Raw genomic sequence first — 24,773 nt, 5'->3', positions numbered from 1 at the left:
TGGGCAGCTTCCCGCACGAACTTTCAGGTTATCGCCACGTTTCCGATGCCGCCACACGTGAGCTGTTCGAAGGCGAATGGGGCGTGCCGATCGACCCTGAACCGGGCCTGCGCATCCCCAACATGCTTGATGCCGCCACCGATGGCGAGTTCAAGGCGATCTATATTCAGGGTGAGGATATTCTCCAGTCCGACCCGGACACGAAGCATGTCGCAGCGGGGCTTGCTGCGATGGAATGCGTGATCGTCCACGACCTTTTCCTGAATGAGACGGCGAACTACGCGCACGTCTTCCTGCCGGGATCGACGTTCCTTGAAAAGAACGGCACGTTCACCAACGCCGAACGTCGCATCCAGCCGGTGCGCAAGGTGATGGAGCCGTTGAACGGCTATGAAGACTGGCAAGTCACGCAGGAACTGGCCCGCGCTGTGGGGCTGGACTGGAACTACACGCATCCGTCAGAGATCATGGACGAGATTTCACGCCTTACGCCGACCTTTGCAGGCGTGAACTATGCACGGCTCGATGCTGAAGGTTCGCTCCAATGGCCGGTGACCGACGCGGCGCCCGATGGCAGCCCGATCATGCACATTGATGGCTTCGTGCGGGGCAAGGGCAAATTCGTTGTAACGGACTACGTGCCCACTGACGAACGCACCGGCCCGCGCTTCCCGCTGCTGCTCACGACGGGGCGCATCCTCAGTCAATACAACGTCGGCGCGCAGACCCGGCGCACCGCCAACACCGTGTGGCACCCGGAAGACGTTCTGGAAATTCACCCGACCGATGCCGAAAATCGCGGCCTGAAGTCGGGCGACTGGGTGAAACTGGCCAGCCGTTCGGGCGAGACAACGCTGCGCGCAACGGTGACCGATCGCGTGGCGCCGGGCGTGGTCTACACCACCTTCCACCACCCTGCGACGCAGGCCAATGTCGTCACCACCGACTATTCCGATTGGGCGACCAATTGCCCGGAATACAAGGTTACCGCCGTGCAGATTACGCCCAGCAACGGCCCATCGGAATGGCAGGAGGACTACGAGGCACGGGCTACACGTTCGCGCCGGATCGCCGGAAGCGCGATGGAGCCTGCCGAATGAGCGGGCACACGGCAGACAAGCTGACCTACATGGCCAACCAGATCGCGCGGAACATGGGGCATGACGAAGCGCCCGTGGCTTCCGTCGCGGACCATATCGTCGCATTCTGGACACCGCGCATGATCGACCAGTTGCTGGCAGAGCAGGGGGCCGGACTTGATCCGGTTGCCGAACAAGCGATGGCGCGGATTGCCGAGGGGCGGATACCGCCCCCACAGACCCGCGCCACCGATCCTGCCGTGCACGGCTCCGATGCCGGTTGAGGGTGCGCGCGGCTTTTCGTTTCGCGAACATTTTGCCGACGGGCGGCCATTGCAGCAGATCGAACGGTCACTGATCGAAGAAGCGCCGGTCGCTATCGAGATCAATGGCGTGGGTTACGCCGTGATGATGGCCACGCCCACCGATCTTGAAGATTACGCGCTGGGCTTCTGTCTTTCCGAGCAACTGATTTCGTCGCCGGTTGAGTTCGTTTCAGCCTTTGCTGCACCAGTTGAGGCAGGCGGGTGGATGTTGCGGGTGCAGCTTGCCGCGTCGGGCGCAGGGCCGTTGCTGGAAAGGGCGCGGCTAAGGCTGGCCGAAGGCAGTTGCGGGCTATGCGGGATTGAAAGTCTGGAGCAGGTCATGCGCCCGCTGTCGCCGGTCAGCGCCAGGCTGGAAGTCGAACCGGCTGCGCTGTTCCGCGCTGTAGATGCGCTGGGCGATCATCAGGTGCTGGGGGCGGAAACCCGTGCGGCACACGCCGCCGCACTCTGCGCGCCCGATGGCACTATACGGTTGGTGCGAGAGGATGTCGGGCGGCACAATGCGTTCGACAAGCTGCTGGGCGCGGCAGCGCGCGAGAGACTCGATCCTGCAGCGCATTTCGTTTTGCTGACCGCGCGGTGCAGCTTCGAACTTGTCCAGAAAGCCGTCATCGCGGGTGTGCCGCTGCTGGCCACGATATCCGCAGCCTCGACACTGGCCGTCGAACAGGCAGCATCGCACGGCCTCAAATTGGTAAGCCTTGCGCGCCGGGATAGTCTGCTGGAAGCCTGACGCATCCGAGGCAGATCATTCCTGTGGCGCAGAAGCAATGCGATCTGCGTTATGCTGGAATGGTGGGTGATCAAGGTTCCGATTCGCAGCGGTATGCCGACCAGACCGGCTCTGGCCGCAATCGCGTGGCTGCAACCGGGCTGGCAGTGGTTCTGCATCTTCTGGTACTTTGGGGCGTGGTTCATGGCTTCGGTGGGGTGCCGGTGTTCCCCATCACGGCTGACGAGCGGTTCACCACGCAGACGTTCGATGTTCCGCTGGAAAAGCCCAAGCCCATTCCGACCGCGCCTGATCCGGCGGGCGCTTCGGGTGAAGAAGGCAAGAAGGCTGTGGCAAAACCTGTCGTGGCAAAAGCGCGTGTCCCGGCCAAGCCCATGCCCGCGCCGCCGGTTGCTGCCACCGGCACTGCTGACCGGTCTGGCGCTGCGGCACAGGGGCAAGGCACTGGTGGCGGAGGCGAAGGCGCCGGTACGGGCAGCGGCGCCAGCGGCAATGGTGCGGGCGGGGGACTTGCACGGAAAGCGGAAAAGATCGCAGGCGATATCCGCTCCACCCGCGATTACCCTGCCGCCAGTCAGCAGGCCCGCATCGGCAAGCGCGTGGTCATCCTTCTGACGGTGGAGGCTGACGGGCGCGTTTCCGACTGCAGGATCTGGCGCGCCAGCGGTGTGCCAGAAGCTGATGCCATAACCTGCAAGCTGGCGAAGGAGCGCTTTCGGTTCCGACCCGCCACCGACGCCGACGGCAATCCGGTGGCGTCGAGCTATGGCTGGGAGCAACGCTGGTTCGCCCCCTGATATTGCAGCGCAAATGTTGGTAAAGGGTTCGTCGTGGCATCAACGCGATGAAATGCCACGCATTTGCGATGGGCTGTAAGCAAACATTGCTGTTTTTGTTGCGCTGCAATGCAACCCGATGGCCTCGCCAGCGTTCATTCAGCGAGCGTACACGACCAGCCACACGGTTGGCCTGCCCATTTCGGGAAACCCTTTCGCATGACGCCTAACGACTTTAACGGCCGCGGTCCTGATGGCAGAAATCTCGCGCAATCCGGGCGTAGTGAGCGCCCTTCTTCCGGATCGATCCTTCAGTTCTTCCGCAGGGACGGTGCCGGTAATCCGCGTCGCATTGCGCTGATCGGTGGCTTCGCTCCGCGCAAGTGCGGCATCGCCACCTTTACAACAGATGTGTTCGAGCAGCTTGGCGTCCATCATCCCGATATCACGGTGGATGTGCATGTGGTCGATGATCCGCAGGCCCCGCTCGAATATCACGGGCATCGCGGTGTGATCCGCGCCGACCGTGCGGAGGATTATCGCGTTGCTGCCCGGCGCATCAATGAAGACGGTGTGGATGCGGTCTGGCTTCAGCACGAGTATGGCATATTCGGCGGCGATTGCGGCGATCTGGTTCTTGATCTGGTTGATCGCGTGGCTGCACCGCTGATCGTGACCCTGCATACCGTTCTGGAGGCGCCGTCGCCCAGGCAACGCGCGATTGTCGATCATCTGGTGCGGCGTGCCTCGCGCATCATGGTGATGTCCCTCCATTCCAAAGACCTTTTGCAGCGGCTCTATGGCGTTGGGCCTGATCGTGTTGCGGTTATCGCGCATGGCGCGCCGGATCGGCCTTTCGGCAGGGTTGATGCGCACAAGGCGCAACTCGGCCTGTCGGGCAAGAGGGTGATGATGACTTTCGGCCTGCTTGGCCCCGGCAAGGGGTTGGAAACGGTCATCGAAGCGCTCCCCGCTATCGTGGAGCACCATTCCGATGTGCTCTATCGCATCGTTGGTGCGACTCATCCCAATCTCATGGCCGCAGAAGGTGAGCGGTATCGTGAAGGGTTACAGGTACTTGCTGACAAGCTGGGCGTCGCGCGCCATGTCATATGGGAGAACCGCTTCCTCGACACGGACGAGTTGCTCGATCAGCTGGAAGCTTGCGACATCTACCTGACTCCGTACCCCAACCTGCAGCAATCCACATCCGGCACGCTCAGCTATGCGGTGGCGTTGGGCAAGGCTGTCGTGTCGACGCCCTACGTTCATGCGCGGGAATTGCTGGCAGATGGCGTTGGTGTGCTTATCGATCCGCGGCGGGCGGATGTGATCGCGGATGCGGTCAATCGCCTGCTCGATGATCCTATTCGCCTTCAGGCCGTGCAACGTCGCGCTTGGGAAAAGGGGCGCGAGACAATCTGGCCGTGCTTTGCGGCGGCTGCTCGCGATCTGGTTGAAAGTGTGATCGTCACCCCGGCTAACAATATGCCGCTGTTGGCCGTTCCCGGCTTCGCAGGCGTGGTTGCGATGAGCGATGCGACCGGCATGTTACAGCACGCCATCGGCGTGGTTCCCGACCGGCGGCATGGCTATTGCCTTGACGACAACGTGCGGGCGCTGATGTTGATGGGCACGGCAGATGCCGTACCATTAGCAGAGCGGCAGCGCTGGGCCACGGTCTACGCCGCATTTGTCCAGCACGCCTGGAATCCTGAAGCGCGTGCTTTCCGCAACTTCATGAACTTTGACCGGACATGGTGCGAGGACGTGGGGTCGCAGGACAGCAATGGTCGCGCGTTGTGGGCATTGGGCCATGCAATAGGTCATGCCCCTGATGAGGGGTTGCGGCACTGGGCGCGACAGTGGTTCGATATAGCGCTGCAGCCGGTGTCGGAAATGGAATCGCCTCGCACCATCGCCTTCGCAATGCTGGGGTGCCTGGAGGCGCTTCATTTCGACACAGCGCATCCCGAGGCAAAAAGCGTGCTTGAGAGCGGTGGTGAGGTTCTCGATGCCCTGCTGTCCGAAGCGCGGCGTCCCGATTGGGCATGGTTCGAAGCCGTGTTGGGCTATGATAATCCTCGCATGTCGCAGGCTTTGATCGGCGCAGGCGCATGGTTGAACCGACAGGACTGGATCGCAAACGGACTTTCCAGTTTGCGCTTCATTGCCCGTCAGCAGGTTTCGGCCCAAGGCCATTTCCGCCCGGTTGGTTCGGACACATTCGGAAGAAGCCACGAAGTTCTCCCGTTCGACCAACAGCCGCTGGAGGCGTGGGCTGCTGTCGATGCAGCAGCAACGGCGTGGCACGTAACAGCAGACCCGGCGTGGCTTGCTCATGCCGAAACAGCCTATCGCTGGTTCCTTGGCGGAAATGATCGCGGCGTTATGCTGGCCGACATTGTCAGTGGGCGGTGTCGTGATGGGGTCACGCCACAAGGTGTAAATCTCAACTGTGGGGCCGAATCGATCCTTGCGTTCCAACTGGCGCACTATGCAATGTGCGGCCTGCGCGAAGGATTGGATGAACGAGATCCGTTGGGCACTCTGTCAGTCGAGAACGTCACCAGTGACCACACCGGTGCGATAATGAGCAAGGGTATGCACAAACTTGCGAATACTTGAACAAAGGCTTCACGCCGATCCCTCGCGGGTCGTGCTGCGTCCGTTTCATCTTGGCTGGCAAGGGATGGGCGGCGATCGCGCGCGCGCTGCAAAACTCGTGGCCGATATCGTAGCACTGACCGAAGATCAGGCGGCCAGCGAATATGCCGAAGTTCTGCGCGATTTCGAGGAACGGCATTGGCAGACCGAAAAGCTGTTCGAGGAACGCTATGCAGAGATCGAGGCCATGCTGGGCCTGCACGGATCGCCGATCTCGCCAGCGCGAAAGCGGCTGATCGGGGCCTATTTCTGCCATGAATACACCTATGCGGCGGCGGCCTTGATGAATCCCAGCATCGTCCCGCATCCTGACCAGTCGGGCATGAACGAGGGGGCGGTCCGCTTCGTGATGAGCCTGCGTGCGGTAGGCGAAGGACACATCAGTTCAATCGTGTTCCGCGAAGGTATCGCCAAGCCTGATGGCACGTTCGACCTCTGGCCGCAAAGCCACTTTGCCACGTCGATGCTGCCTGACGATAGCCTCGCCGCGTGCCGCGCAGGTGACTGCGCGGTAACCTTGCACCGCCACGCAGACAGCAGTCTGACCAACAGCGTGATCTTTCCCGTCACTGAAAAACAGGCAGGCGGGCTTGAGGATCTGCGTCTCGTTCGGTTCGATCATGGCGATGGCGACTATGAATGGATCGGCACCTATACGGCTTATTCGGGATCGGCGATCCGCTCGGAGCTGCTGCGTACCCGCGATTTTCGGCGCTTCCTGCTCGAACCCATTCTGGGTCGCGCGGGCCGCAACAAGGGCATGGCGCTGTTCCCGCAGAAGATCGGCGGACGCTATTGCATGGTCGGGCGCCAGGATGGCAAGAACCTTTACCTCCTGACGTCCGACGATCTGGAGCGATGGGACGACGAAGGCGTGCTGCTGATGGAACCGGAGTTCCCTTGGGAGTTCGTACAGATCGGCAACTGCGGCAGTCCGATCCTGACCGATGAGGGGTGGTTGCTGTTGACGCACGGCGTCGGCGCGATGCGGCGTTATGCGGTGGGTTGCGCGTTGCTGGACCGGGATGACCCGTCAAAAGTTATCGCGCGCACCTCGAAGCCAATTCTCACCGCCATTGATACCGACCGTTTCGGCTATGTGCCTAATGTGGTCTATACCTGCGGGGCGCTGATGGTGGGCGGCCAATTGCTTGTACCTTACGGAATTTCGGACAGCGCAGTGGGATTTGCAACTCAATCCGTTTCGGAGTTGCTGGCATTGATGCGATAATTCCCCTAGTGCTGACCGCGCGTGTGCACATGCAGCATGTGTATGCCGAAGTCCGTTACAGATACTTTCACGTGGGCTGAAAATGATCGACATCGTTCCTGTAGTATTGTGCGGTGGAAGTGGAACGCGGCTCTGGCCACGATCACGCAAGCAGAAGCCCAAGCCATTCCTGCCGCTTGTGGGCGAAACTACCCTTTTTACCGCCACGGTGCTGCGCTGCACCCGCGAGCAGGGCTTTGCCTCACCGATGGTCGTCACCGGTGCCTCGCATCTGGCCCATGTCGAAGAACAGTTGCCCGATCGCGATAGCACCGTGATCATTGTCGAGCCTGAAGGCCGCAACACGGCAGCCGCGATCGCTCTTGCCGCACTGTCGCTGCCTGAAGATTCCGTGATGCTGGTTTGCCCCAGCGATCACCATATCGGTGATTGTGATGCCTTCCGCGCCGCTGCGAAGACAGCGGCTGCGCTGGCAACCGAAGGTTGGCTGGTTTCTTTCGGCATCGTTCCCACAGCACCGGAAACGGGCTTCGGCTACCTCAAACAGGGCCAGACAATTGACGGTTCGGGCGCGTTCCGGGTGGAGCGCTTCGTCGAAAAGCCCGATCTGGCGCGTGCGATGGAGTTTCTGTCGAGTGGCGAATACGCATGGAACGGCGGAATCTTTGCGTTTCGTGTTGGCACCTTCCTTGAAGAGCTTGGGCGCCATCGGCCTGCCATTCTTGAAGCGGTGCGCGCGGCAGTCGCCGCGGGGCGCCGCGATGGTCCGCGTTTTTATCCAGATGCGGCAGCTTTCGCCACGGTGCCGAGCGAATCCGTTGACTATGCGGTGATGGAAAACACCGATCGTGCTGCAATGGTTCCGGCTATCATGGCGTGGTCTGACATCGGCAACTGGCAGGCGCTGCACGAAGCCCTGAACTGCGATGAATCGGGAAATGCGGTGAATGGCGAGGCGGAATTGCGCGACTGCAGCAACGTTCTGGTGGTCAGCGATGGGCCGCGTGTTTCGGTGGTCGGTGCTTCCAATCTGATCATCGTGGTCGATGGGGACGAAGTGCTGGTTTGCACCCCTGAAGGCGCACAGGGGGTCGGCAAACTGTCCGGAGCCATTAACCAGTGAAATTGCTGTCGAAGTGCATGGTCGAGAAGCCTTGGGGCAAGGATGTCCTGCCAGCCCCGTTCACGGCGCCGGAAGGCCAGCGCATAGGCGAGATCTGGTTCGAACCGCCACCTGAGATGCCCGATATCCTGGTGAAATACATTTTCACCAGCGAAAAGCTGTCGGTGCAGGTTCACCCCAGTGATGCGCAAGCCCGCGAACTGGGCGAAAGCGACCGTGGCAAGGAAGAATGCTGGCTGGTGCTCGATGCCGAACCGGGGGCGACGCTGGGCATCGGCTTCAAGGCGCCAATCGAGGCTGACCGCATGCGCGCAGCGGCGCTCGATGGCACAATCGAGCACCTGATGGAATGGTACCCGGTGCAGCGCGGGGATTTTTTCTATATTCCGGCAGGGACCGTCCACGCCATCGGCGCGGGAATCACTTTGGTCGAAATCCAGCAGAACAGCGACATAACCTATCGGCTTTACGATTACGGCCGCCCGAGGGAATTGCACCTCCACAAAGGCGTGGCTGTGGCCAAGGGTGATGTGCATGCATCGTCCCTGCGCCGACAGTTTGATCTGGCCGGATCAGCACAGTTGGTGTCTGGCCCCTTCTTCAAACTCGCCTTGCTGGCCGGTGACCACGCAATTGCCAAACTGCGAGAAGACAGCCCTAGCCCGTCGCTGATCGTGCCGATCACGAGGGCAATCGAAGTTGGCAAGGCAACTGTGGAACCGGGAGAGTGTGCGTTCGACGCCGCTTTTGTCGAGCACGAAACCAGCGTGCAAGGCACCACACTGCTGATTGCGCCGCCCCACCAATCCGCGGACGCGCACGAAATTTGCGAATGAGTGCGTAGCAGCACTTGCCTCTCACGGCCTCCCACGGCGATAGAGCCGGTCGATGAAGACGGCTAGCCTGCCATTTCCGCGCAACCGCCCATGGCGCAGTTGGAAAGAACTCTCACTCGTTGCGCGAATGGCGCTTCTGGTCGATCCTGTGCGCGCCCTTGCCAAGCTTCTCACGATCGCCGGAGGAAAGCGGCTGCGCGGATGGAATGGCCTGAACCGGCTGGCCGCAGACCATCGCGATTATTACCGGAACTGGATCGCCTCGGCCGAACGCCGCGTTCTTTCCCCAAGTGCAGGAGAAATCTCCCAGCCTGATCCCTGCTGTATCGTCTGCGCAATTTTGGAAGGCGATGATGGTGGCTGCGCAGCGGCCAGCAGCGAAGCCAGCGTGCAAGCTGCATTCGGCGATCAGGCGCAAGTTTGCCGCATTTCGAGGCGGGGGAAGACTCCACATTCACCGGGCACCGGATTGACGACCTTTCGCGACGTTGTCAGTGCGGTGCCCGCCGACGTGCAAAATTGCGCCTGGTTCATCCCCTTGCGCGCTGGCGACATAGTGGCAGCATCGTTGCCGTTGCTAATGCGTAATTTCGACAAGGCTGAAAGATCGCAGACGGCCATACTTTTCTGGGACGTCGACGTGATGAATGGCGGACGCCGCGAAGAACCGTGGTTGCGGGGTGCTTGGGACCCTTGGCTGCACTTGTCGCGCGATACCCTGGGTGGTGCCTCGGCGATCAATATCGCGGAAATTGCGAAGCTTCCGGATGCATGCCTGGACCTGCCGCTCGACAGGTTTGCGGTGGCGGCGATACAGAACAGGCTTGCCTTCGGCAACGCAAATAGTCCGCGTCATGTAGCCGGGGTGGGAACGCATTGGATGATGCAAGAGGGGCCAATCTCCCCTTCGGAGTGGCCAACAATCGTCGCGGAGCATTGTATGCCAGCGGTCGAGCAGATCGCGTCTGGCCAGGGGCCATTCCTGCCTATCGTCCCTGTGGCGCCCGCAAACTGGCCTTCGGTATCCATCATCGTTCCCACGAAGGACCAGCCGGGCCACCTCGCGGGTTGCATGGCAAGTCTCGACCGGCTGGATTACCCCGGATTGCTCCAGCGCATCATCATCGACAACGGCACCACCGATGCCGCCGCCCTTCGCATTCTTGCAGAGGCTGCAGGCCGGAACGATACCGTGGTGCTGAAAGATGACAGACCCTTCAATTATTCCGCGCTAAACAATTTTGGCGTCGGACACGCAGACGGCGACTACCTTTGCCTGCTCAACAATGATATCGAGGCGACAGACGGCGATTGGCTCACGACGCTAGTCAAATTTGCCGTGCAGCCCGGCATTGGTGCAGTAGGACCTCTCCTGACTTATCCTGATGGCCGCATTCAGCACGCCGGAGTTGCGATCGGGATTGGCGATGCGGCAGGACATGTCGCACGGTTTGCCCGGCCGGACGATCCGAGTCATGGAGCATGGCATCAGGCGACGCGGTCGGTTGCTGCCGTAACTGGTGCCTGCCTCATTGTTAGTCGTGCTCATTTCAATGCCGTTGGCGGGCTGGATGAACAGGCTTTCGCCGTAGCCTTCAACGATGTGGATCTGTGTCTGAAACTTCGCGGGCTTGGGCTGGCAAATATCTTCACCCCCGCTGCCCGCCTGATCCATCATGAGTCCGTCTCTCGCGGCGATGACATGAAGCCTGAGAACCGGGCACGGTTTGACGGCGAATTGTCGCACTTCAAACAGCGGTGGCAGTCGGCAGATTTCACGGACCCGCATTATTCGCCGCTGTTCTCGCGGTCGTCGGAACAATGTCTGCTGAGGTTCTGACCTTGCACCTGCCGGACGTCACCCTGATCGCGGTTACGAGCGTCGCGCTTGATGCCACGGTGGCGGCGCTCGTCACGACCATGAGCGGCATTCGTTTCGGCGCGGTGCGATTGTTGAGCGACACAAAGCCCGCCAACCTCCCTGCGTCCATCGAATGGTACACGATCTCGCCGCTGCACTCTCGACAGGACTATTCGAATTTCATCCAGCGCGAATTACGCGATTATGTCGCGACGCCGTTCGCCCTGCTGATCCAATGGGACGGCTTCGTGCTGAGGCCGGAACAATGGCAGCCGCAATTTACCGAGTACGATTACATCGGAGCCCTCTGGCCACAGTTCAGCGACGGGAGAAATGTCGGGAATGGTGGATTTTCGCTGCGTTCGCGACGTCTGCTTGAAGCCACCGCCAACCTTCCGCATAATGCTGATGAGCCAGAAGACACGTTCATCTGTCGAAGGCATCGCGCAGAACTGGAAGACGGGGCAGGATTGCGATTTGCACCTGAACAAATCGCACGGCGATTTGCCTTTGAACGGACCGCGCCTACCGGTGCGGAATTCGGTTTCCATGGTATCTTCAATCTCGTCCGGCTATTGACCGATCAGGAGTTTCGCGTTCTGCTCTCAGGGCTCGAGCCCGGCCTTTTAGGCCGGCGCGAATATCGCGAACTTGTGCGGCACCTGTTTTGGCGCGGGCGATGGCGAACCCTGGCAACGCTCGTTAAACAGCGCCGAAGTGGTTGAAGATCGAATGTGTGGTCTGGACCGCTGTAGTTGCAGCCACTATTCCCTTTCGCGTTCGCAGCAATGCACTGCAAGACCTCGGCACCATTCCGGAAAACTCATTGATGTCCATTGAATTAGAGCGGTTCGATCCGGCCCAATCTGGCGGCCGAATCTCATACGAACACGTACACCGCTATGCTTTAAGCTTGGACCGGGTGTCGGGTCGGCGGGCCCTCGATCTGGCATGTGGAACGGGATACGGCACAGCGCTTCTTGCCATGAACGGCGCTGAGGTGACCGGTGTCGACATCGATGCCGGAGCGATTCGCGAGGCTAAGAAGCGTTATGGGCAGACCGGTGCAAAGTACCTGATTGCGGACTGTTACGATCTGCCCTTCGAGGCCGGCACGTTCGATGTGGTCATCGCCAATGAAATGATCGAGCATGTCGACGATCACGATGCGCTGCTTACGGAGGCCAGGCGCGTCCTGAAGCCGGGTGGCACCTTTGTGGTGTCGACCCCCAACAAGCCGGTGTACAATCGCCATAAGGAGCCAAACCGGTTTCACGTGTCCGAGATGGACATTCCGCAGTTCCGTGCGCTGTTGGCGCGGCACTTCTCACACGTGCACATGACCGGTACGCGCATGGCGCTCCTGTCCGTGGGGTATGATATCGACCGCCCGGTCGAGGTCAGCAATCTTGGTGCAGCCCGAATCTTCGAAGGGTCGATGGGTCAAGGTTCAGTGCCCGGCGTAAGCAGTGGCGAACTTTGGCTGGAAGATGCCGAGTATGTCCTTGCCGCCTGTTCGGATGCAGCGGTCGAACTTCCTGAAAGCCGGTCGAGCATCTACTACAACCGGGCTGATGACCTCTGGCTCGAGCATGAGAAGATCATGTCTTGGGCTTCGCAGCTTCATCAGGAAGATGAAGATCTGCGCGCGCGCGTATCCGAGGTGGAAGCGGGGCGCGAAGAACTTGAGCGGGATCGCTCCGCACTGGCGCAACGGGTCGACGATCTTCGCTCCGTTGCAGCTTTGGCTGCGGCATCGCTCGAGAGCCAGCGCGAGAGCATCGCGCAAAAAGCCGAAGAACAGTCGGCCACGCTTTCACGCCTGTTGGGTCGCACGCTGGGCAGCGCAGTCGGGCAGGATATGCCTTCGCTGATCGAGGGTCTCTTTTCGCTAAACGAGCAGGTCGTGCTGCAACGAGCATCGCTCGCCGAGGCGGGGCGGAAGGAGCGAGAACTTGCCGCAGCGCTCAAGGCGGCCACCGAAGACGCGCAGCGCAAGGAAGAAACGCTTCGCACTGTCAGCGCGGCGGCCGAAGCTGCCGCCGAGCGCAGCCGGGCACTGCTCGATACTGCCGAAGAGCGCCTTTCCGCAAAGACGCGCCTTGCGGAAAGTCTTGAGGGAGAGTTGACGAAAAGCCAGGAGACAACGAGGAAGGTGCAAGCGGAGTTGGCTGAATTCCGCAATGCAAAGACGCAACTTGAGGCGCGCCTGGCCAAGGCCGACAAGCGCCTTGTCGATGCCGAAGCCATTGCGTCCTCCACTGCGGCTGAATTGGAGCGAACTCAGCAGACACTCAAGGATGAGCAGCGCGCCGTAGTCTTGCTGCGTGCACAACTTTCTGCTGGCCACCATGCGAGCGGGAGCGTGGAACGCCCCGGGCAATCCCGTGGCGACGCCGCCGATCCCGTGCGGCGCAATTTCATCCTTGCCCACCGCCGAGTGCGGTCCGCTCTTCACGTTGCTGGACTTGCTGTCCGGGAAGCAGCCCCGGCTACCAGGGTCAAGCCGCTCAAGGCTAAATACAAGTTCCAGAAGGCAATCGGGCTGCCCGTGACGCCTCTTGCAACTTCGGTTTTCGATGGCGATTGGATCAGGCAACAAGTCCCTGGTGCGGGTCGTCTCACGCTGGCGCGATATCTCGCTGACACCACGCTTCACCGCGTTTCGCCTCATCCGCTGTTCGATGTCGACCATTATCTGCGCGCGCGTCCCGACATTGCAAGCGATAGCATGTCGGCACTCGAGCACTACCTGCGCCATGGTTGGCGTGAGGGGTGTGATCCGCACCCCTATTTTCGGAACGACTGGTATCTGCATCAAAACCCGGACGTCTTGCGGTCGGGCGGGCGCAATCCTCTCGATCACTACCTCGAATGCGGCTGGCGCGAAGGACGCTGGCCAAATCCGCTGTTCGATCCCCGCGCCTATCTCGATTGTTACCCAGACGTCCACGAGGCTGGATGGGAGCCGCTCACGCATTTCGTGGTGCATGGCAAGGGCGAAGGCCGCGAGCCGCCGCTGCGATCGCTCGACTCGCGCTGGACCAGCCTGTTGCCGGCAGAGAGCCGGAACAGCAGCCTGTTCGATTTCCTGCTGACGACCGAACCGCCCGAAATGCCCGAGGGCGAAGGCAATGCTGCCAGCGGCGCACACGGCATTTGGCCCCCGGCGCCGCTGAACGATTTCTGGCCGCCGCAATCCCTGCGAGACTTCTTCATCGAAGGCTATGGCAACGAAAAGTACCCGCTGTATTGGTACCTCTATTCCGTCATGGCAGCCTACGCCGATGACCAGACCGGTTTCGCAGCATCGCCGGCCTGTGCCGCTCTTGTCGATCGCGTGAAGGCGCTGTCGGCTGCGTTGTACGAGCAGAACCGGACGCCGGTCGCTTCGATCATCGTCCCGGTCTACAACAACGTCGTCGATACGCTTCTGTGTCTTGTCAGCGTTCTCGAGCATGCGAGCGACCATGCTTACGAGGTCATCGTTGCGGACGATGGCTCAACCGATGCGACGCCTGCACTCGTTGCCGGAATCGGCGATGTGGTCCGCTACCTGCGCCAGCCCCAGAACCTTGGCTTCCTCGGCAACTGCAACGAAGCTGCGAAGCTGGCCCGCGGCAAATTTGTAGTGCTGCTGAACAACGACACGTTGGTCCTGCCGGGCTGGCTCGACGGACTGCTGGCTCCGTTTTCGCAGCGCAAGCGCGTCGGGCTGGTCGGCTCGAAGCTGGTCAACTGGGACGGTACACTGCAAGAGGCAGGCGGCATCTTCTGGCGTGATGGGTCGGCCTGGAACTTCGGACGCGGTCAGAACGCCCGCGCGCCGGAGTTCAATTATCTCAAGGATGCGGATTACATCTCGGGCGCATCGATAGCCGTGCCGACCGCGGTGTGGTACGAGCTGGGCGGCTTCGACCCTGCCTTTACGCCGGCATACTGCGAAGATTCCGATCTTGCGTTCCGTCTGCGGGAGGCGGGGTACCGCACCTTGTACAACCCCCTGTCCGAAGTGATCCATCATGAGGGCCGCAGCCACGGCCGTGATGTCACTTCGGGCATAAAGGCCTATCAGGTCGCCAACCAGCAGCGGCTGCTGGACCGCTGGACCCCCGTGCTCGAACGCGACCATTTTCCCAACGCCGAAAATGTTCTGCGCGCGCGCGACAGGTCTTTCGCCAAGCGGCACATCTTGATCGTCGATCACTACGTGCCCCAGTTTGATCGTGACGCTGGGTCGCGCACGATGTTCGACTTCATCAAGACCTTGCTCGATGACAATTGGGCTGTCACGTTCTGGCCCGACAACCTCTGGCGAGATCCGGACTATACACCCAAGCTGCAGGAGCTTGGTGTCGAGGTCGTCTTTGGTGTTGCCTACCGCAACGGCTTTGCAAGCTTCCTGCGCGATCGCGCCGGTCTGTACGACGTGATCCTGCTGAGCCGGCCGCACATCGCCAAGGACTACGTTGCGCAAGCACGCGCGGCAGGTTCCGCCAAACTTGTCTATTATGGACACGACGTCCATTTCCGCCGCATGGAAGCGCAAGCCTTGCTCGAAGGTACCGATCCGGCAGCGCCAGAAATTGCCAGAATGCGCGCGGACGAACTCGAGGTCTGCAACGCCTCGCAGGTCGTGCTCTACCCCAGCCAAGAAGAGGCCGACATCATGGCCGGTCTGGTGCGGTCGGGAACGCGGTCCCTGGCGATCCCTGCCTATCGCTATCTGGACGAAGAGATTTCCGAGGCGCGGGCGCGTGTCTTGGAGCGCTCGGCTGGCAGCGGCATGCTTCGTCTTCTGTTCGTCGGCGGATTTGGCCACACGCCGAACGTCGATGGCATCAAATGGTTCTGCAACGACATCGCCCCAATCATGCGAAGCGAGGAGTTTGCGTTTCATCTCGACATCGTGGGGTCCAAGGCTGGCGAGGATATTCGCGGGCTCGCTGCAGGCGACATCAATGTACTCGGTTTCGTCAGCGACGAGGAATTGCTGTCGCTTTACAAGCGTGCGGACGTCGTCGTCGCCCCTCTTCGCTATGGGGCGGGAGTGAAGGGCAAGGTCGTCGAGGCCATTGCTCGCGGGGTGCCGGTCGTCACCACGACGGTCGGTGCGCAGGGGTTGGACCAGACCGGCAGATTTCTTTTCGTCGGCGACGATGCGAAGCAGTTTGCCAACCTCGTCAAGGAAGCCGCAGTCTGGGACGAAGCGCGGCAACGGGCGCTTGCCGCGCTGGACTTTGTCCAGTCTCATTACTCGCAGCACGCCATGACGCAATTCTTCCGCGACGTTCTATGATCATCGCTGCCCTTACCTAGCAGGATTTCCATGAAGCTTCATTTCGAGAACGTTCGTTCCCGCGCGCCGCTGAGGCTCGGTCTTGGCGGTGGAGGGACCGATCTTGCAGCCTATGCCGAACGGCACGGCGGCGTGGTTCTGAATGCCACCATCGATCGCTATGCCTATGCGCACTTGGCGATACGTGATGATCGGCGGATCGTATTCAAGGCAGACGATCTCAACGCCGAGGAGACACTGGCTTGCGGCACCTCTTTCGAGATTCGCGAAGGGCTGTGCTTGCACCGGGCAGTCTATCGTCACATGATGGACACCTACAATGATGGTGTCGGTCTGCCGCTCTCGATCACGACGACGATCGACGTGCCGGCAGGTTCGGGGCTGGGTGCTTCGTCTGCGTTGACAGTTGCCCTGATCGAGGCGTTCGTCCTGGCCATGCAATTGCCGCTGGGTCCTTACGAAGTGGCGCGCTTGGCTTTCGAGATCGAGCGCATTCAGCTTGGCTTGCTGGGGGGGATGCAGGATCAATACGCCGCAGCTTTTGGTGGCTTCAATTTCATCGAATTCCTGAAGGATGCGGCAGGTGTCATCGTCAATCCGCTGCGACTGAGGCGCGAGCATCTCAACGAATTCGAATCCTCGCTTGTAATCTGCTTCAGCGGTCAATCGCGTGAATCCGCCACAATCATCAAGGATCAGGTCGGAGGACTGCAGGTCTTCAATGACGAGACGCTTGCTGCGATGCACGAACTGAAGGTGCAGGCCGACGAGATGAAAGTCAGCATCCTGTCGGGCGACATTCGGGGTATGGCAGATGTGCTCAAGCGATCCTGGTTGGCCAAAAAGCGCACCGCATCTTCGATAACCAACTCCACCGTCGACGATCTGCTCGAAGTTGCCATCAAAAACGGCGCCTACGCCGGCAAGGTTTCAGGAGCGGGCGGCGGCGGCTTCATCATGCTGTTGGCAGATCCTGAACGCCGTTATCACCTGATCCGCAAGCTTAACGAGCACGGTGGGCAGGCGAGTGCGGTCAAACTCGTCTTCGAAGGCGCAGAAGCGTGGCCGGTCCGATGACAGGAACGGGCGATGTCCGGCAGTGTGTCATCCTTCTCGGTGGCCTTGGCACGCGTCTTGGCGAACTGACGCGCAGGACGCCCAAGCCGCTGCTGCCTGTCGGTGGGCAACCGTTCATCGACGTGCTGGTGACGGAGGCGGTGCGGCGAGGGTTCACCAAGCTTCTGTTTCTCGCCGGGTTTCGCGCCGAGGTTGTCAGCAGCTACGTCGAAGCGTTGCAAGAGCGTTTGGGCGGGCGCTGCTCCGTAACCGTCTCGGTTGAACCGGAGCCGTTGGGAACCGGGGGCGCATTGGTCCACGCGCAGGACCAACTCGATCCGCAATTCGTCCTGCTCAATGGCGATACGTGGTTTGACTTCAACTGGATCGACCTTGTTGAAACTGCAGGCGATCAGGCTGCCATCGCGGTGCGTGAGGTGCCGGAGGCGAATCGCTACGAAAGCCTCCATGTCGAGGAAGATGGGCGAGTCAGCGGAATAGTCCCCCGCGGGCTCGGTATGCGCCCGGCCCTGATCAACGGCGGCGTCTACGTGCTCCGGCACAGCGACCTTGCCGGGTTTACCGGCAAGTTCTCCATTGAAAACGACCTCTTGCCAGCCCTGGTTGCGAAAGATGCGCTACGCGCTCGGCGTTACAACGGTTTCTTTCTCGATATAGGCATTCCCGAAACTTACGAGGAAGCGCAATCGACCATCCCGAAGCAGCGCTGCCGGCCAGCCCTGTTTCTCGATCGCGATGGCGTGATCAATCAAGACGACAATTACGTCGGTTCGATCGACCGGGTGCGCTGGATGGATGGTGCGGCCAAGGCAATCCGCCGTGCCAACGATTTGGGCTACTACGTGTTCGTGGTCACGAACCAGGCAGGGGTGGCGCGGGGATTTTACGCAGAGGACGATGTGCTTTTGTTGCACGATAGCATGGCGCAGGTGTTGCGAGCACAGGGCGCGACGATCGACGACTGGCGTTATTGTCCGTTCCATCCCGACGCGAGCCTCGCTGCTTATCGGCAACTCCACCCTTGGCGCAAACCAAACCCGGGAATGCTGGACGATCTGATGTCGCACTGGCCGGTAAACAAGAGTGCAAGCTTGCTGGTCGGTGACCAACCGAGCGATCTTGAGGCAGCGCAAGCCGCCGGTGTTGCCGCGCATCACTTCCTGGGCGACGACCTTTACGAGTTCGTGGCGCCCCTGCTGAAACATCCTTCCAACCGCTGAGTCAGAGATTGATTGCATGACCATGATGACATCCCAAGCGGCACAGACCGAACTTGCCGCGCTTTCAGACCGTGCCACGTCATGGTTATGCGGCACCGCCGCGCCACTCTGGGCCGCGAGCGGACGAACCCAGAGCGGACTTTTTGCCGAGCGGATGACCTTGGCTGGCGAGCCGGACTCGTCCTACTTTCGCACTTTCGTTCAGGCGCGGCATATCTTCTCCTTCTGTGCCATCGGGGCAATGGGCTGGTCGGGGCCATGGCGTGAACTCGTCGCCGAGACCGTGGAAGTCCTGCTAGCCCACGCCCGCCGCGATGACGGCTTCTTCGTGCACAAGCTTGATGTGCAGGCACGGCCGCTCGATGCCCGTGCGGATCTCTATGATCAGGCGTTCGTGCTCTTCGCTTTGGGAACAGCAGCTGGCGCACTTGGCAGGATAGAATGGATCGATGCGGCCGAGGCGCTGCTAGACGCGATCGAGGTGCAATGGTCCCACACGCAGGGCGGTTTCACCGAAGGTGAGATCGTGGATGCCTCCATCCGTCGTCAGAACCCGCACATGCACTTGTTCGAAGCAATGCTGGCCCTTCATGGCGCCAGCGGGCGCGAGCGGTTTCGTGATTTGGCGCGAGCGATCGGATCGCTCGCAGCCACCCGCTTCGTCGATCCGCGATCTGGCGCACTGCTCGAATACTTCGAACAGGACTGGTCGCCCGTTGACGGCGAGAAGGGCAGGATTGCCGAGCCAGGGCATTGCTTTGAATGGGCCTGGCTGTTCGAGCGGCTTGCCCGGGGCGGCTGGTCCGAAGGCGTGGCTATTGCCGATCGGCTTGTCGAATTTGGTCGCCGGACTGGCATCGACAGCTGCCGCGGCGTGGCTGTCAACGAAGTTCTGGTCGATGGAACGCTTTACGATGCGCGCGCGAGGCTCTGGCCTCAGACCGAACGTATCAAGGTAGCGGTCGCTCGTCTTGCCCGTACCGGCGATTCAGCCGAAGCGACCGAGGTTGCAAAGGCTGTTCGGGGTCTTGAGCAGTATTATGCTGTACCCACTGCCGGCCTGTGGCGGGACAAGCTCTGTGCAGACGGAAGCTGGCTGGAGGAACTGGCGCCAGGTAGCTCACTTTACCACATCAGTTGTGCCTATGCGGAACTCTTTACGTACGTGCAAAATCAGTGCGGCTGACAGGTTGCCGCTGCGGAACCCGGCTGATCCCGGCGACAGGGACCAGCCGCAAGCATGTTATTGCACGACGTTGGTAATGCCGACGATCGAGAATGCCATCGACGATACGATGTTCACGAACTTCTGCAGGTCTGCTATAGGTGCGCTCGAGGCATAGACAACGTCCCCATTATGGATCGAAAAGCCCTGCGCGACGAAGAAGCTTGCCGGATCGGCAAGGTTGACGTTGTAGATCACCGGAATCTTGCCGTCGGGCGTAGTGGGTGATCCTGCGACGAGCGCAGGGTCGAGTGCAGCCGGGTCTTCCAGCCGGAAGATGAATACACCCTTGGGGTTGGCGCGATCGTCGCGAATGCCGCCGATGCGTCCAAGTGCCTGTGCCAGCGTGATGCCTGTGCTTTCGAAGGGCACTTCGGCATTCGCGCCGGTCGCACCCATCGCCACGAAGCTGTAGGGCTGGAAATATGCGGTGATGACATCTTCAGGCTGCATGCGCACGTTCTGGCGCGGATCCCGGATGATGGCTTCGAGGGGCATCGCGAACGTCTGGCCGCGGCGCGATACTTGGATGGTCGTCTTGCCCACCGGCTGCCGCACGCCGCCTGCGCCGGCAATCACGTCGAGCAGACGTTCTCCGCGTACCGTCAACGGCACCCGCGCGCTGCTGGCTACATCGCCAACCACGGTGACGTTGGCCGAGGCATTGCGGGTCACGCGCACGACCGCCTGCGGTTCGTGGGCCTTTCCGGCAAGCCGCGACACGATCTCGGCCTCGATCGCACGCGTACTGCGCCCCGCGGCCATGACCTGGCCGACGAACGGCACGATGATCCGTCCGGCATCGTCCACCATCTGCTCTGGGATAGCCGTGCTGCGCAGCGAGCCTGCAGAACTCAGGCGCGCTTCGACTGCCGACGAGCCAAACAGCACTGCCGGGGGCGATTCCCAGACCGAAATGTCAAGGACATCGCCCTTGCCAACGATGTTGCCCACTGCGACACCTTCTCCCAGCGTTTCCGAAAACGAGCTTGCTGCGCGCGATGCCAGCACGCGACGCGCAACGGCGTCGGTCAGGGGGACGATGCGAATGCGCGCATCACCGACAGGCTGATCGGCCGATTTGCGCACCGCACTGCCCGAAGGGCCGGATGCACCGAGCGATGTGCAGGCGCTGGCAGTTGCCATCAGGCCCGCGAGCAGCACGATTCGTGCAATCTTCCCGGTCGATGGCGATGATTTGCCAGTCCGCGCGATGGTCCGGTCGAAGCATTTCAGGGCATTGGGCACGTTGTCACAGATCCTTCAAGTCTTTGTGAGGGCTCTTAAGTCCCATCAGACATGGGCTCAACGTAAATCGCGGAATTGTGTTGCTCGTCCTTGATCAGTTCAACCCGTTTCGGTTCAAGAATTCGACGTAGAGTCATCGTGTCGCGGCTATGTGCGGCGACTGCGGTCATCGGCAGTCTCAATGGCGCGCAGCAGCCGGTCGCCTAGGCATTGCAAATCCGGTGCCGATGGCCCATTGCCGCTCCCGTTCCTCCGGTGGCCAAGTCGGCGTGACGCAAAAAGGAATGCTCTCTTTCCCATGGTTCGTTCTGCATTTTCGAAGATCGGCACGCTTGCGGTAGTAACCGTGGTGATCCCGACCTTGCTCGGCATCCTGTATTTCGGTTTCGTTGCGTCCGACATCTACATTTCGGAATCGCGCTTCGTCGTGCGCAGTCCTGATAAGCCCGCGCCATCGGGTATTGGTGTCATTCTCAAGACTGCCGGCTTCACGACATCCGGTGATGAAGTCTATGCCGCCAAGAGCTTCGTGCAATCGCGCGATGCCTTGCGCGAACTGGATCGCAACGGCGCCTTCCGCAAGGCTTACGGTTCGGACAACGTCTCGATCTTCAACCGGTTCGGGCCGATGGGCTATTTCGATTCGTTCGAAAGCCTTTACAAGTACTTCCAGGGCAAGGTGACGGTTGAGACCGATGCCGCCACTTCGATCAGCACGCTCACTGTCCGCGCCTACAATCCCGAAGATGCGCGCCGCATCAACGAGCAACTGCTCACCATGGCCGAGACGACGGTCAACAAGCTGAACGAGCGTGGGCGCAAGGATCTTGTCCGCTACGCCGAGGCCGAAGTCGATACCGCGCGCAGCCAAGCTACCGCGGCCGCCGTCGCGCTCGCTGCCTATCGCAACCAGGCCGGCGTGGTCGATCCCGAAAAGCAGGCAGCGGTGCAATTGCAGATGGTCTCGAAGCTGCAGGATGAACTGATCGCAACCAAGACGCAGCTGATCCAGCTGCGCACCTACACCCCCCAGAACCCCCAGATCGAGGTGCTCCAGACCAAGATCGGTTCGCTTAACCGCGAGATCGCCGACCAGATGGGCCAGGTCGCCGGAAGTTCTAAGTCGCTTGCGGGCACGGCAGTGCGCTACCAGCGTCTGCTGGTAGAAAGCACGGTTGCCGAAAAGCAGCTGGCAAGCGCCCTCGGGTCGCTCGAACAGGCCCGCAACGAAGCGTTGCGCAAGCAGGCCTATGTCGAACGCATCGTCTCGCCGAACCTGCCGGACTCGCCGCTCGAGCCGAAGCGGTGGCGTGGGATGATCGCGACTTTCGTCGCAAGCTTGTTCGCCTACGCAATTTTCCGCATGCTTTTGGCCGCCCTACTAGAACATCGGGACTGAAGATGGACGCGCTGCCGCCACCAATTCCGCAATCGTTCTGGCGCTCGGTTGTCATACAGGTGCGGGTCATTCGCGCGCTCATGCTTCGCGAGGTCCTGACGCGCTACGGTCGGCACAATATCGGTTTGTTTTGGCTTTATGTCGAGCCGATGCTCTTCACGGTGGGCATCACCGTGCTGTGGTACATGATCGGCGCCAACCATGGTTCCAATCTTCCAATCATGGCATTTGCACTGACGGGCTATTCTACCATCCTTTTGTGGAGAAATATGCCGAACCGCGTGGTCATGGCGGTTTCGTCCAACTTGTCCCTTATGTACCATCGCAATGTTCGCGTGATCGACCTGTTTCTTTCCCGTCTTTTTCTCGAATTCATCAGCGTCACATCGTCGTTTTTCTTCTTGACCGTGCTGTTCTGCTTGACCGGCTATATGGATCCGCCCGAAGATGTGCTCGAACTTTGCGGCGCCTGGATGATGACTGCGTGGTTCGGGATGGGCTTGGCGTTGTTTCTCGGCGCAGTGGGCGAAAAGTCCGAACTGGTCGAAAAGCTGTGGCACCCTCTGGCCTACATTCTCTTCCCGCTGTCAGGCGCGGCCTTTGTCGCTGATGCGCTCCCGCCAGCGGTCAGGGAGAAAATGCTGCTCATTCCGATGGTGCACTGCACCGAGATGATCCGTGAGGGCTTCTTTGGCAGCAAGATCGTCGCACATTATGACGTGATGTATCTTGCAACCTGGAACTTCGTTTTGACAATCCTAGGTCTTTCCATCGAACGGCAATTGAGCCGCGAGGTTATCCCGGAATGATCAGGCTGGAGCATGTCGACAAGGTTTATCGAACTGGTCATGGCGACACGCAGGTTCTGACCGACGTCAATCTTGACGTTCGCGTCGGCGAGCGCATCGCAATTATCGGTGGTAACGGTGCGGGCAAGTCGACACTCATCCGTATAATCAGCGGGATCGAGTTGCCCACGCGTGGCACAGTCGATACTCGAATGAAGATTTCATGGCCGCTCGCATTCTCGGGCGCTTTTCAGGGAAGCCTGACCGGCGTCGATAACGTGCGCTTCATTTGTCGCATATACGGCCGCGACTGGCGGGATGCACTCGAGTTTGTCGACGATTTTGCCCAGCTTGGGAAATACTTGCGCGAGCCGATCAAGACCTATTCGTCGGGCATGCGGGCTCGTCTGGCTTTTGCCATTTCGATGCTGATCGAATTCGATTGTTACCTGCTCGACGAAGTCTTTGCCGTCGGTGACGCGCGCTTCCAAGCGCGATGTCAGGAAGAACTGTTTGGTAAGCGGGCAGACCGCGCTTTCATCATCGTGTCGCACGATGCGCGCTTCCTCTATGATCATTGCGAAAGAGGATCCGTCCTGCGCAAAGGTGTGCTTACGCACTACCCGACGCTTGTCGAGGCCCAGGAATCTCATGACGAATACATGCGTTCGGCTCAGCCCTGACGCGCACGCCGATGCAGTTGGTGAAAAATGTTGCAGAAATATACAATTGTAAACGTCGACTGCCTCGTGAGCGGGGTCATACCAGACGATTATCAGCGCGACCTTTCGATCATCCGTTCGTTCGCGCGCATCAATTATCGCAAGCTTATGCGGAATTGGAAAATCCGTACTCAGCGTGAACTTTTTGTTTTGCAAGATGAGTATAATGAACGGCTTTTTCGTTCTTATGCCGACATGTCCGACCAGTCGCGCGATATCGCTCCGTGCGGCATTTTCACTTTTGACGGAATGTGGTCAATCGGGCGTGATGGACTTATTGCTGACGTAGAGAATGCCAACGTCTTTCTTGGGCATTCTGTAAATTGGAGTCGCGATTACTTCAACTGGTGGCTTGAGAACAGCGGCGTTGGATTTGAGCGATGGGATGGTCCGGATGCGTTCTGGGCTGACTTTGGCTCTCCCGAACGGGAAGACAATGACGTCGTCCTGATGAAATCTCCCGGCTATGGCATTTTCGGCCATTGGATTCTGGACTTCGTTCCGCAGCTTTATCTTGGCCGCTTTGCAGATATTCCGTCCGGTACTCGCTATGTGTTCGACCACCTTACCGACTGGATGAATGTCCTTCTTGAGGCGGTTCAGATCGGAAGCGCCGATGCTTACGCTTTGAAGGCAGTCTCTCATTCGCGGCTGTTTCGTCTTTCCGGAGTGAAATGCGGGTTCGCCATGGCTCAGCCGATCAATAGCTTGGCCTGGGATCACCTGCGCGCCCACTTCAACCATTTGAACTGCACAAAGGCGGCGATTGACGCAGACTGTGTGTTCGTAAGTAGGCGGAATTGGCAAGGTGACCGCAAGCTGTCCGAGTACGAGGCGCTTGAGGAAGGTATGCGCTCGCTGGGCTTCACCATTCTTCATCCTGAAAAGCTAGACCTTGCCGGGCAGGCGCATCATTTCGCCGATGCGAAGGTCATAATCGGGGAAGATGGCAGCGCGCTCCACTCAATCATGCTGACAAACCCCGGAGCTGTTCTTGGTGTTCTTATGCTCCCTGACCGGCTCAACCTTTGGCACGCAGGGATATGCGAAGCTGCCGGCCATCGCTTGGCCTACCATCCTCTTCCAGGAGACAGCTTAAGTCCTGAGGCCGTTGCCGATATTCTCGCCTTCGCCTCGCGTTTGAAAGAGGCGTAGCCAAGGCG

19 protein-coding genes are annotated in these 24,773 nt (G+C 60.1%); 18 read left to right on the top strand and 1 reads right to left on the bottom strand.

From position 1 onward, the window contains the following. From ACOVQ0_RS07025 to ACOVQ0_RS06960, 14 genes are all read left to right on the top strand, one after another. A partial coding sequence (locus ACOVQ0_RS07025; RefSeq protein ID WP_421882040.1) for a molybdopterin oxidoreductase family protein occupies positions 1 to 1,100 on the top strand: 1,100 nt, incomplete at its 5' end. Further along, positions 1,097 to 1,363, top strand: coding sequence for a formate dehydrogenase subunit delta (locus ACOVQ0_RS07020; protein ID WP_421882037.1), 267 nt, complete (start codon positions 1,097 to 1,099; stop codon positions 1,361 to 1,363). The genes ACOVQ0_RS07025 and ACOVQ0_RS07020, both read left to right, overlap by 4 nt. Further along, positions 1,353 to 2,138 (top strand): formate dehydrogenase accessory sulfurtransferase FdhD, encoded by a 786-nt coding sequence (fdhD, locus tag ACOVQ0_RS07015; protein WP_421882034.1) that lies wholly within the window; start codon positions 1,353 to 1,355, stop codon positions 2,136 to 2,138. Before ACOVQ0_RS07020 ends, fdhD begins: the two co-directional genes overlap by 11 nt. A gap of 59 nt (positions 2,139 to 2,197) precedes the next feature. After that, a complete protein-coding gene (locus tag ACOVQ0_RS07010) occupies positions 2,198 to 2,935 on the top strand; it encodes a TonB family protein (protein WP_421882032.1) in 738 nt (245 codons plus the stop codon). A gap of 198 nt (positions 2,936 to 3,133) precedes the next feature. Beyond that, complete coding sequence (locus ACOVQ0_RS07005) at positions 3,134 to 5,542, top strand: glycosyltransferase family 4 protein (RefSeq protein WP_421882029.1); 2,409 nt, start codon at positions 3,134 to 3,136, stop codon at positions 5,540 to 5,542. Positions 5,543 to 5,606: 64 nt separating this feature from the next. Beyond that, positions 5,607 to 6,812 carry a glycoside hydrolase family 130 protein gene (locus tag ACOVQ0_RS07000; protein ID WP_421882057.1) on the top strand — a complete coding sequence of 402 codons (1,206 nt, stop codon included), beginning with the start codon at positions 5,607 to 5,609 and terminating at the stop codon, positions 6,810 to 6,812. Between the two features lie 82 nt (positions 6,813 to 6,894). Further along, positions 6,895 to 7,935: a mannose-1-phosphate guanylyltransferase gene (locus tag ACOVQ0_RS06995; protein WP_421882025.1), complete on the top strand. Its 1,041-nt coding sequence runs from the start codon at positions 6,895 to 6,897 to the stop codon at positions 7,933 to 7,935. Beyond that, a complete protein-coding gene (locus ACOVQ0_RS06990) occupies positions 7,932 to 8,771 on the top strand; it encodes a class I mannose-6-phosphate isomerase (RefSeq protein WP_421882022.1) in 840 nt (279 codons plus the stop codon). Before ACOVQ0_RS06995 ends, ACOVQ0_RS06990 begins: the two co-directional genes overlap by 4 nt. Positions 8,772 to 8,898: 127 nt before the next feature. Beyond that, positions 8,899 to 10,611, top strand: a complete 1,713-nt coding sequence (locus ACOVQ0_RS06985; protein WP_421882019.1) for a glycosyltransferase family 2 protein — start codon at positions 8,899 to 8,901, stop codon at positions 10,609 to 10,611. Next, positions 10,593 to 11,357 (top strand): DUF5672 family protein, encoded by a 765-nt coding sequence (locus ACOVQ0_RS06980; RefSeq protein WP_421882016.1) that lies wholly within the window; start codon positions 10,593 to 10,595, stop codon positions 11,355 to 11,357. The genes ACOVQ0_RS06985 and ACOVQ0_RS06980 overlap by 19 nt, the downstream gene beginning before the upstream one ends. Then, a complete protein-coding gene (locus ACOVQ0_RS06975) occupies positions 11,354 to 15,931 on the top strand; it encodes a methyltransferase domain-containing protein (protein ID WP_421882013.1) in 4,578 nt (1,525 codons plus the stop codon). The genes ACOVQ0_RS06980 and ACOVQ0_RS06975 overlap by 4 nt, the downstream gene beginning before the upstream one ends. A 30-nt stretch (positions 15,932 to 15,961) precedes the next feature. Further along, positions 15,962 to 17,008 (top strand): dehydrogenase, encoded by a 1,047-nt coding sequence (locus ACOVQ0_RS06970; RefSeq protein WP_421882010.1) that lies wholly within the window; start codon positions 15,962 to 15,964, stop codon positions 17,006 to 17,008. Next, on the top strand, positions 16,993 to 18,228 hold the full coding sequence (locus ACOVQ0_RS06965; protein ID WP_421882007.1) for an HAD-IIIA family hydrolase: 1,236 nt from the start codon (positions 16,993 to 16,995) through the stop codon (positions 18,226 to 18,228). The genes ACOVQ0_RS06970 and ACOVQ0_RS06965 overlap by 16 nt, the downstream gene beginning before the upstream one ends. A 22-nt stretch (positions 18,229 to 18,250) precedes the next feature. Continuing rightward, positions 18,251 to 19,414, top strand: a complete 1,164-nt coding sequence (locus ACOVQ0_RS06960) for an AGE family epimerase/isomerase (RefSeq protein WP_421882004.1) — start codon at positions 18,251 to 18,253, stop codon at positions 19,412 to 19,414. Between the two features lie 57 nt (positions 19,415 to 19,471). Here ACOVQ0_RS06960 and ACOVQ0_RS06955 read toward each other — a convergent pair whose 3' ends face one another. Next, a complete protein-coding gene (locus ACOVQ0_RS06955) occupies positions 19,472 to 20,701 on the bottom strand; it encodes a polysaccharide biosynthesis/export family protein (protein WP_421882001.1) in 1,230 nt (409 codons plus the stop codon). 235 nt (positions 20,702 to 20,936) lie between these two features. On the opposite strand from ACOVQ0_RS06955, the gene ACOVQ0_RS06950 reads away from it, so the two are divergent. The 4 genes from ACOVQ0_RS06950 (at position 20,937) to ACOVQ0_RS06935 (ending at position 24,765) form a co-directional block, all read left to right on the top strand. After that, positions 20,937 to 22,100, top strand: a complete 1,164-nt coding sequence (locus ACOVQ0_RS06950; RefSeq protein ID WP_421881998.1) for a hypothetical protein — start codon at positions 20,937 to 20,939, stop codon at positions 22,098 to 22,100. 2 nt (positions 22,101 to 22,102) lie between these two features. Continuing rightward, positions 22,103 to 22,909, top strand: coding sequence for an ABC transporter permease (locus ACOVQ0_RS06945; protein ID WP_421881995.1), 807 nt, complete (start codon positions 22,103 to 22,105; stop codon positions 22,907 to 22,909). Further along, positions 22,906 to 23,571: an ABC transporter ATP-binding protein gene (locus tag ACOVQ0_RS06940; RefSeq protein ID WP_421881992.1), complete on the top strand. Its 666-nt coding sequence runs from the start codon at positions 22,906 to 22,908 to the stop codon at positions 23,569 to 23,571. The genes ACOVQ0_RS06945 and ACOVQ0_RS06940 overlap by 4 nt, the downstream gene beginning before the upstream one ends. A gap of 66 nt (positions 23,572 to 23,637) precedes the next feature. After that, positions 23,638 to 24,765, top strand: a complete 1,128-nt coding sequence (locus tag ACOVQ0_RS06935) for a glycosyltransferase family 61 protein (protein ID WP_421881989.1) — start codon at positions 23,638 to 23,640, stop codon at positions 24,763 to 24,765. Positions 24,766 to 24,773: the final 8 nt, after the last annotated feature.

This window comes from Novosphingobium sp., from assembly GCF_049240505.1.
Classification (GTDB): domain Bacteria; phylum Pseudomonadota; class Alphaproteobacteria; order Sphingomonadales; family Sphingomonadaceae; genus Novosphingobium.
The sequence above is the reverse complement of the archived record's forward strand: the minus strand, read 5'-3'. Positions and strand labels throughout refer to the sequence as shown.

What these genes read in the sequence shown, in the direction of transcription:
- ACOVQ0_RS07020 (WP_421882037.1), top strand. Translation starts at nt 1,097, where the DNA reads ATGAGCGGGCACACGGCAGACAAGCTGACCTACATGGCCAACCAGATC.
- fdhD (WP_421882034.1), top strand. Translation starts at nt 1,353, where the DNA reads ATGCCGGTTGAGGGTGCGCGCGGCTTTTCGTTTCGCGAACATTTTGCC.
- ACOVQ0_RS07010 (WP_421882032.1), top strand. Translation starts at nt 2,198, where the DNA reads ATGGTGGGTGATCAAGGTTCCGATTCGCAGCGGTATGCCGACCAGACC.
- ACOVQ0_RS07005 (WP_421882029.1), top strand. Translation starts at nt 3,134, where the DNA reads ATGACGCCTAACGACTTTAACGGCCGCGGTCCTGATGGCAGAAATCTC.
- ACOVQ0_RS07000 (WP_421882057.1), top strand. Translation starts at nt 5,607, where the DNA reads ATGGGCGGCGATCGCGCGCGCGCTGCAAAACTCGTGGCCGATATCGTA.
- ACOVQ0_RS06995 (WP_421882025.1), top strand. Translation starts at nt 6,895, where the DNA reads ATGATCGACATCGTTCCTGTAGTATTGTGCGGTGGAAGTGGAACGCGG.
- ACOVQ0_RS06985 (WP_421882019.1), top strand. Translation starts at nt 8,899, where the DNA reads ATGGCGCTTCTGGTCGATCCTGTGCGCGCCCTTGCCAAGCTTCTCACG.
- ACOVQ0_RS06980 (WP_421882016.1), top strand. Translation starts at nt 10,593, where the DNA reads ATGTCTGCTGAGGTTCTGACCTTGCACCTGCCGGACGTCACCCTGATC.
- ACOVQ0_RS06970 (WP_421882010.1), top strand. Translation starts at nt 15,962, where the DNA reads ATGAAGCTTCATTTCGAGAACGTTCGTTCCCGCGCGCCGCTGAGGCTC.
- ACOVQ0_RS06960 (WP_421882004.1), top strand. Translation starts at nt 18,251, where the DNA reads ATGATGACATCCCAAGCGGCACAGACCGAACTTGCCGCGCTTTCAGAC.
- ACOVQ0_RS06945 (WP_421881995.1), top strand. Translation starts at nt 22,103, where the DNA reads ATGGACGCGCTGCCGCCACCAATTCCGCAATCGTTCTGGCGCTCGGTT.
- ACOVQ0_RS06940 (WP_421881992.1), top strand. Translation starts at nt 22,906, where the DNA reads ATGATCAGGCTGGAGCATGTCGACAAGGTTTATCGAACTGGTCATGGC.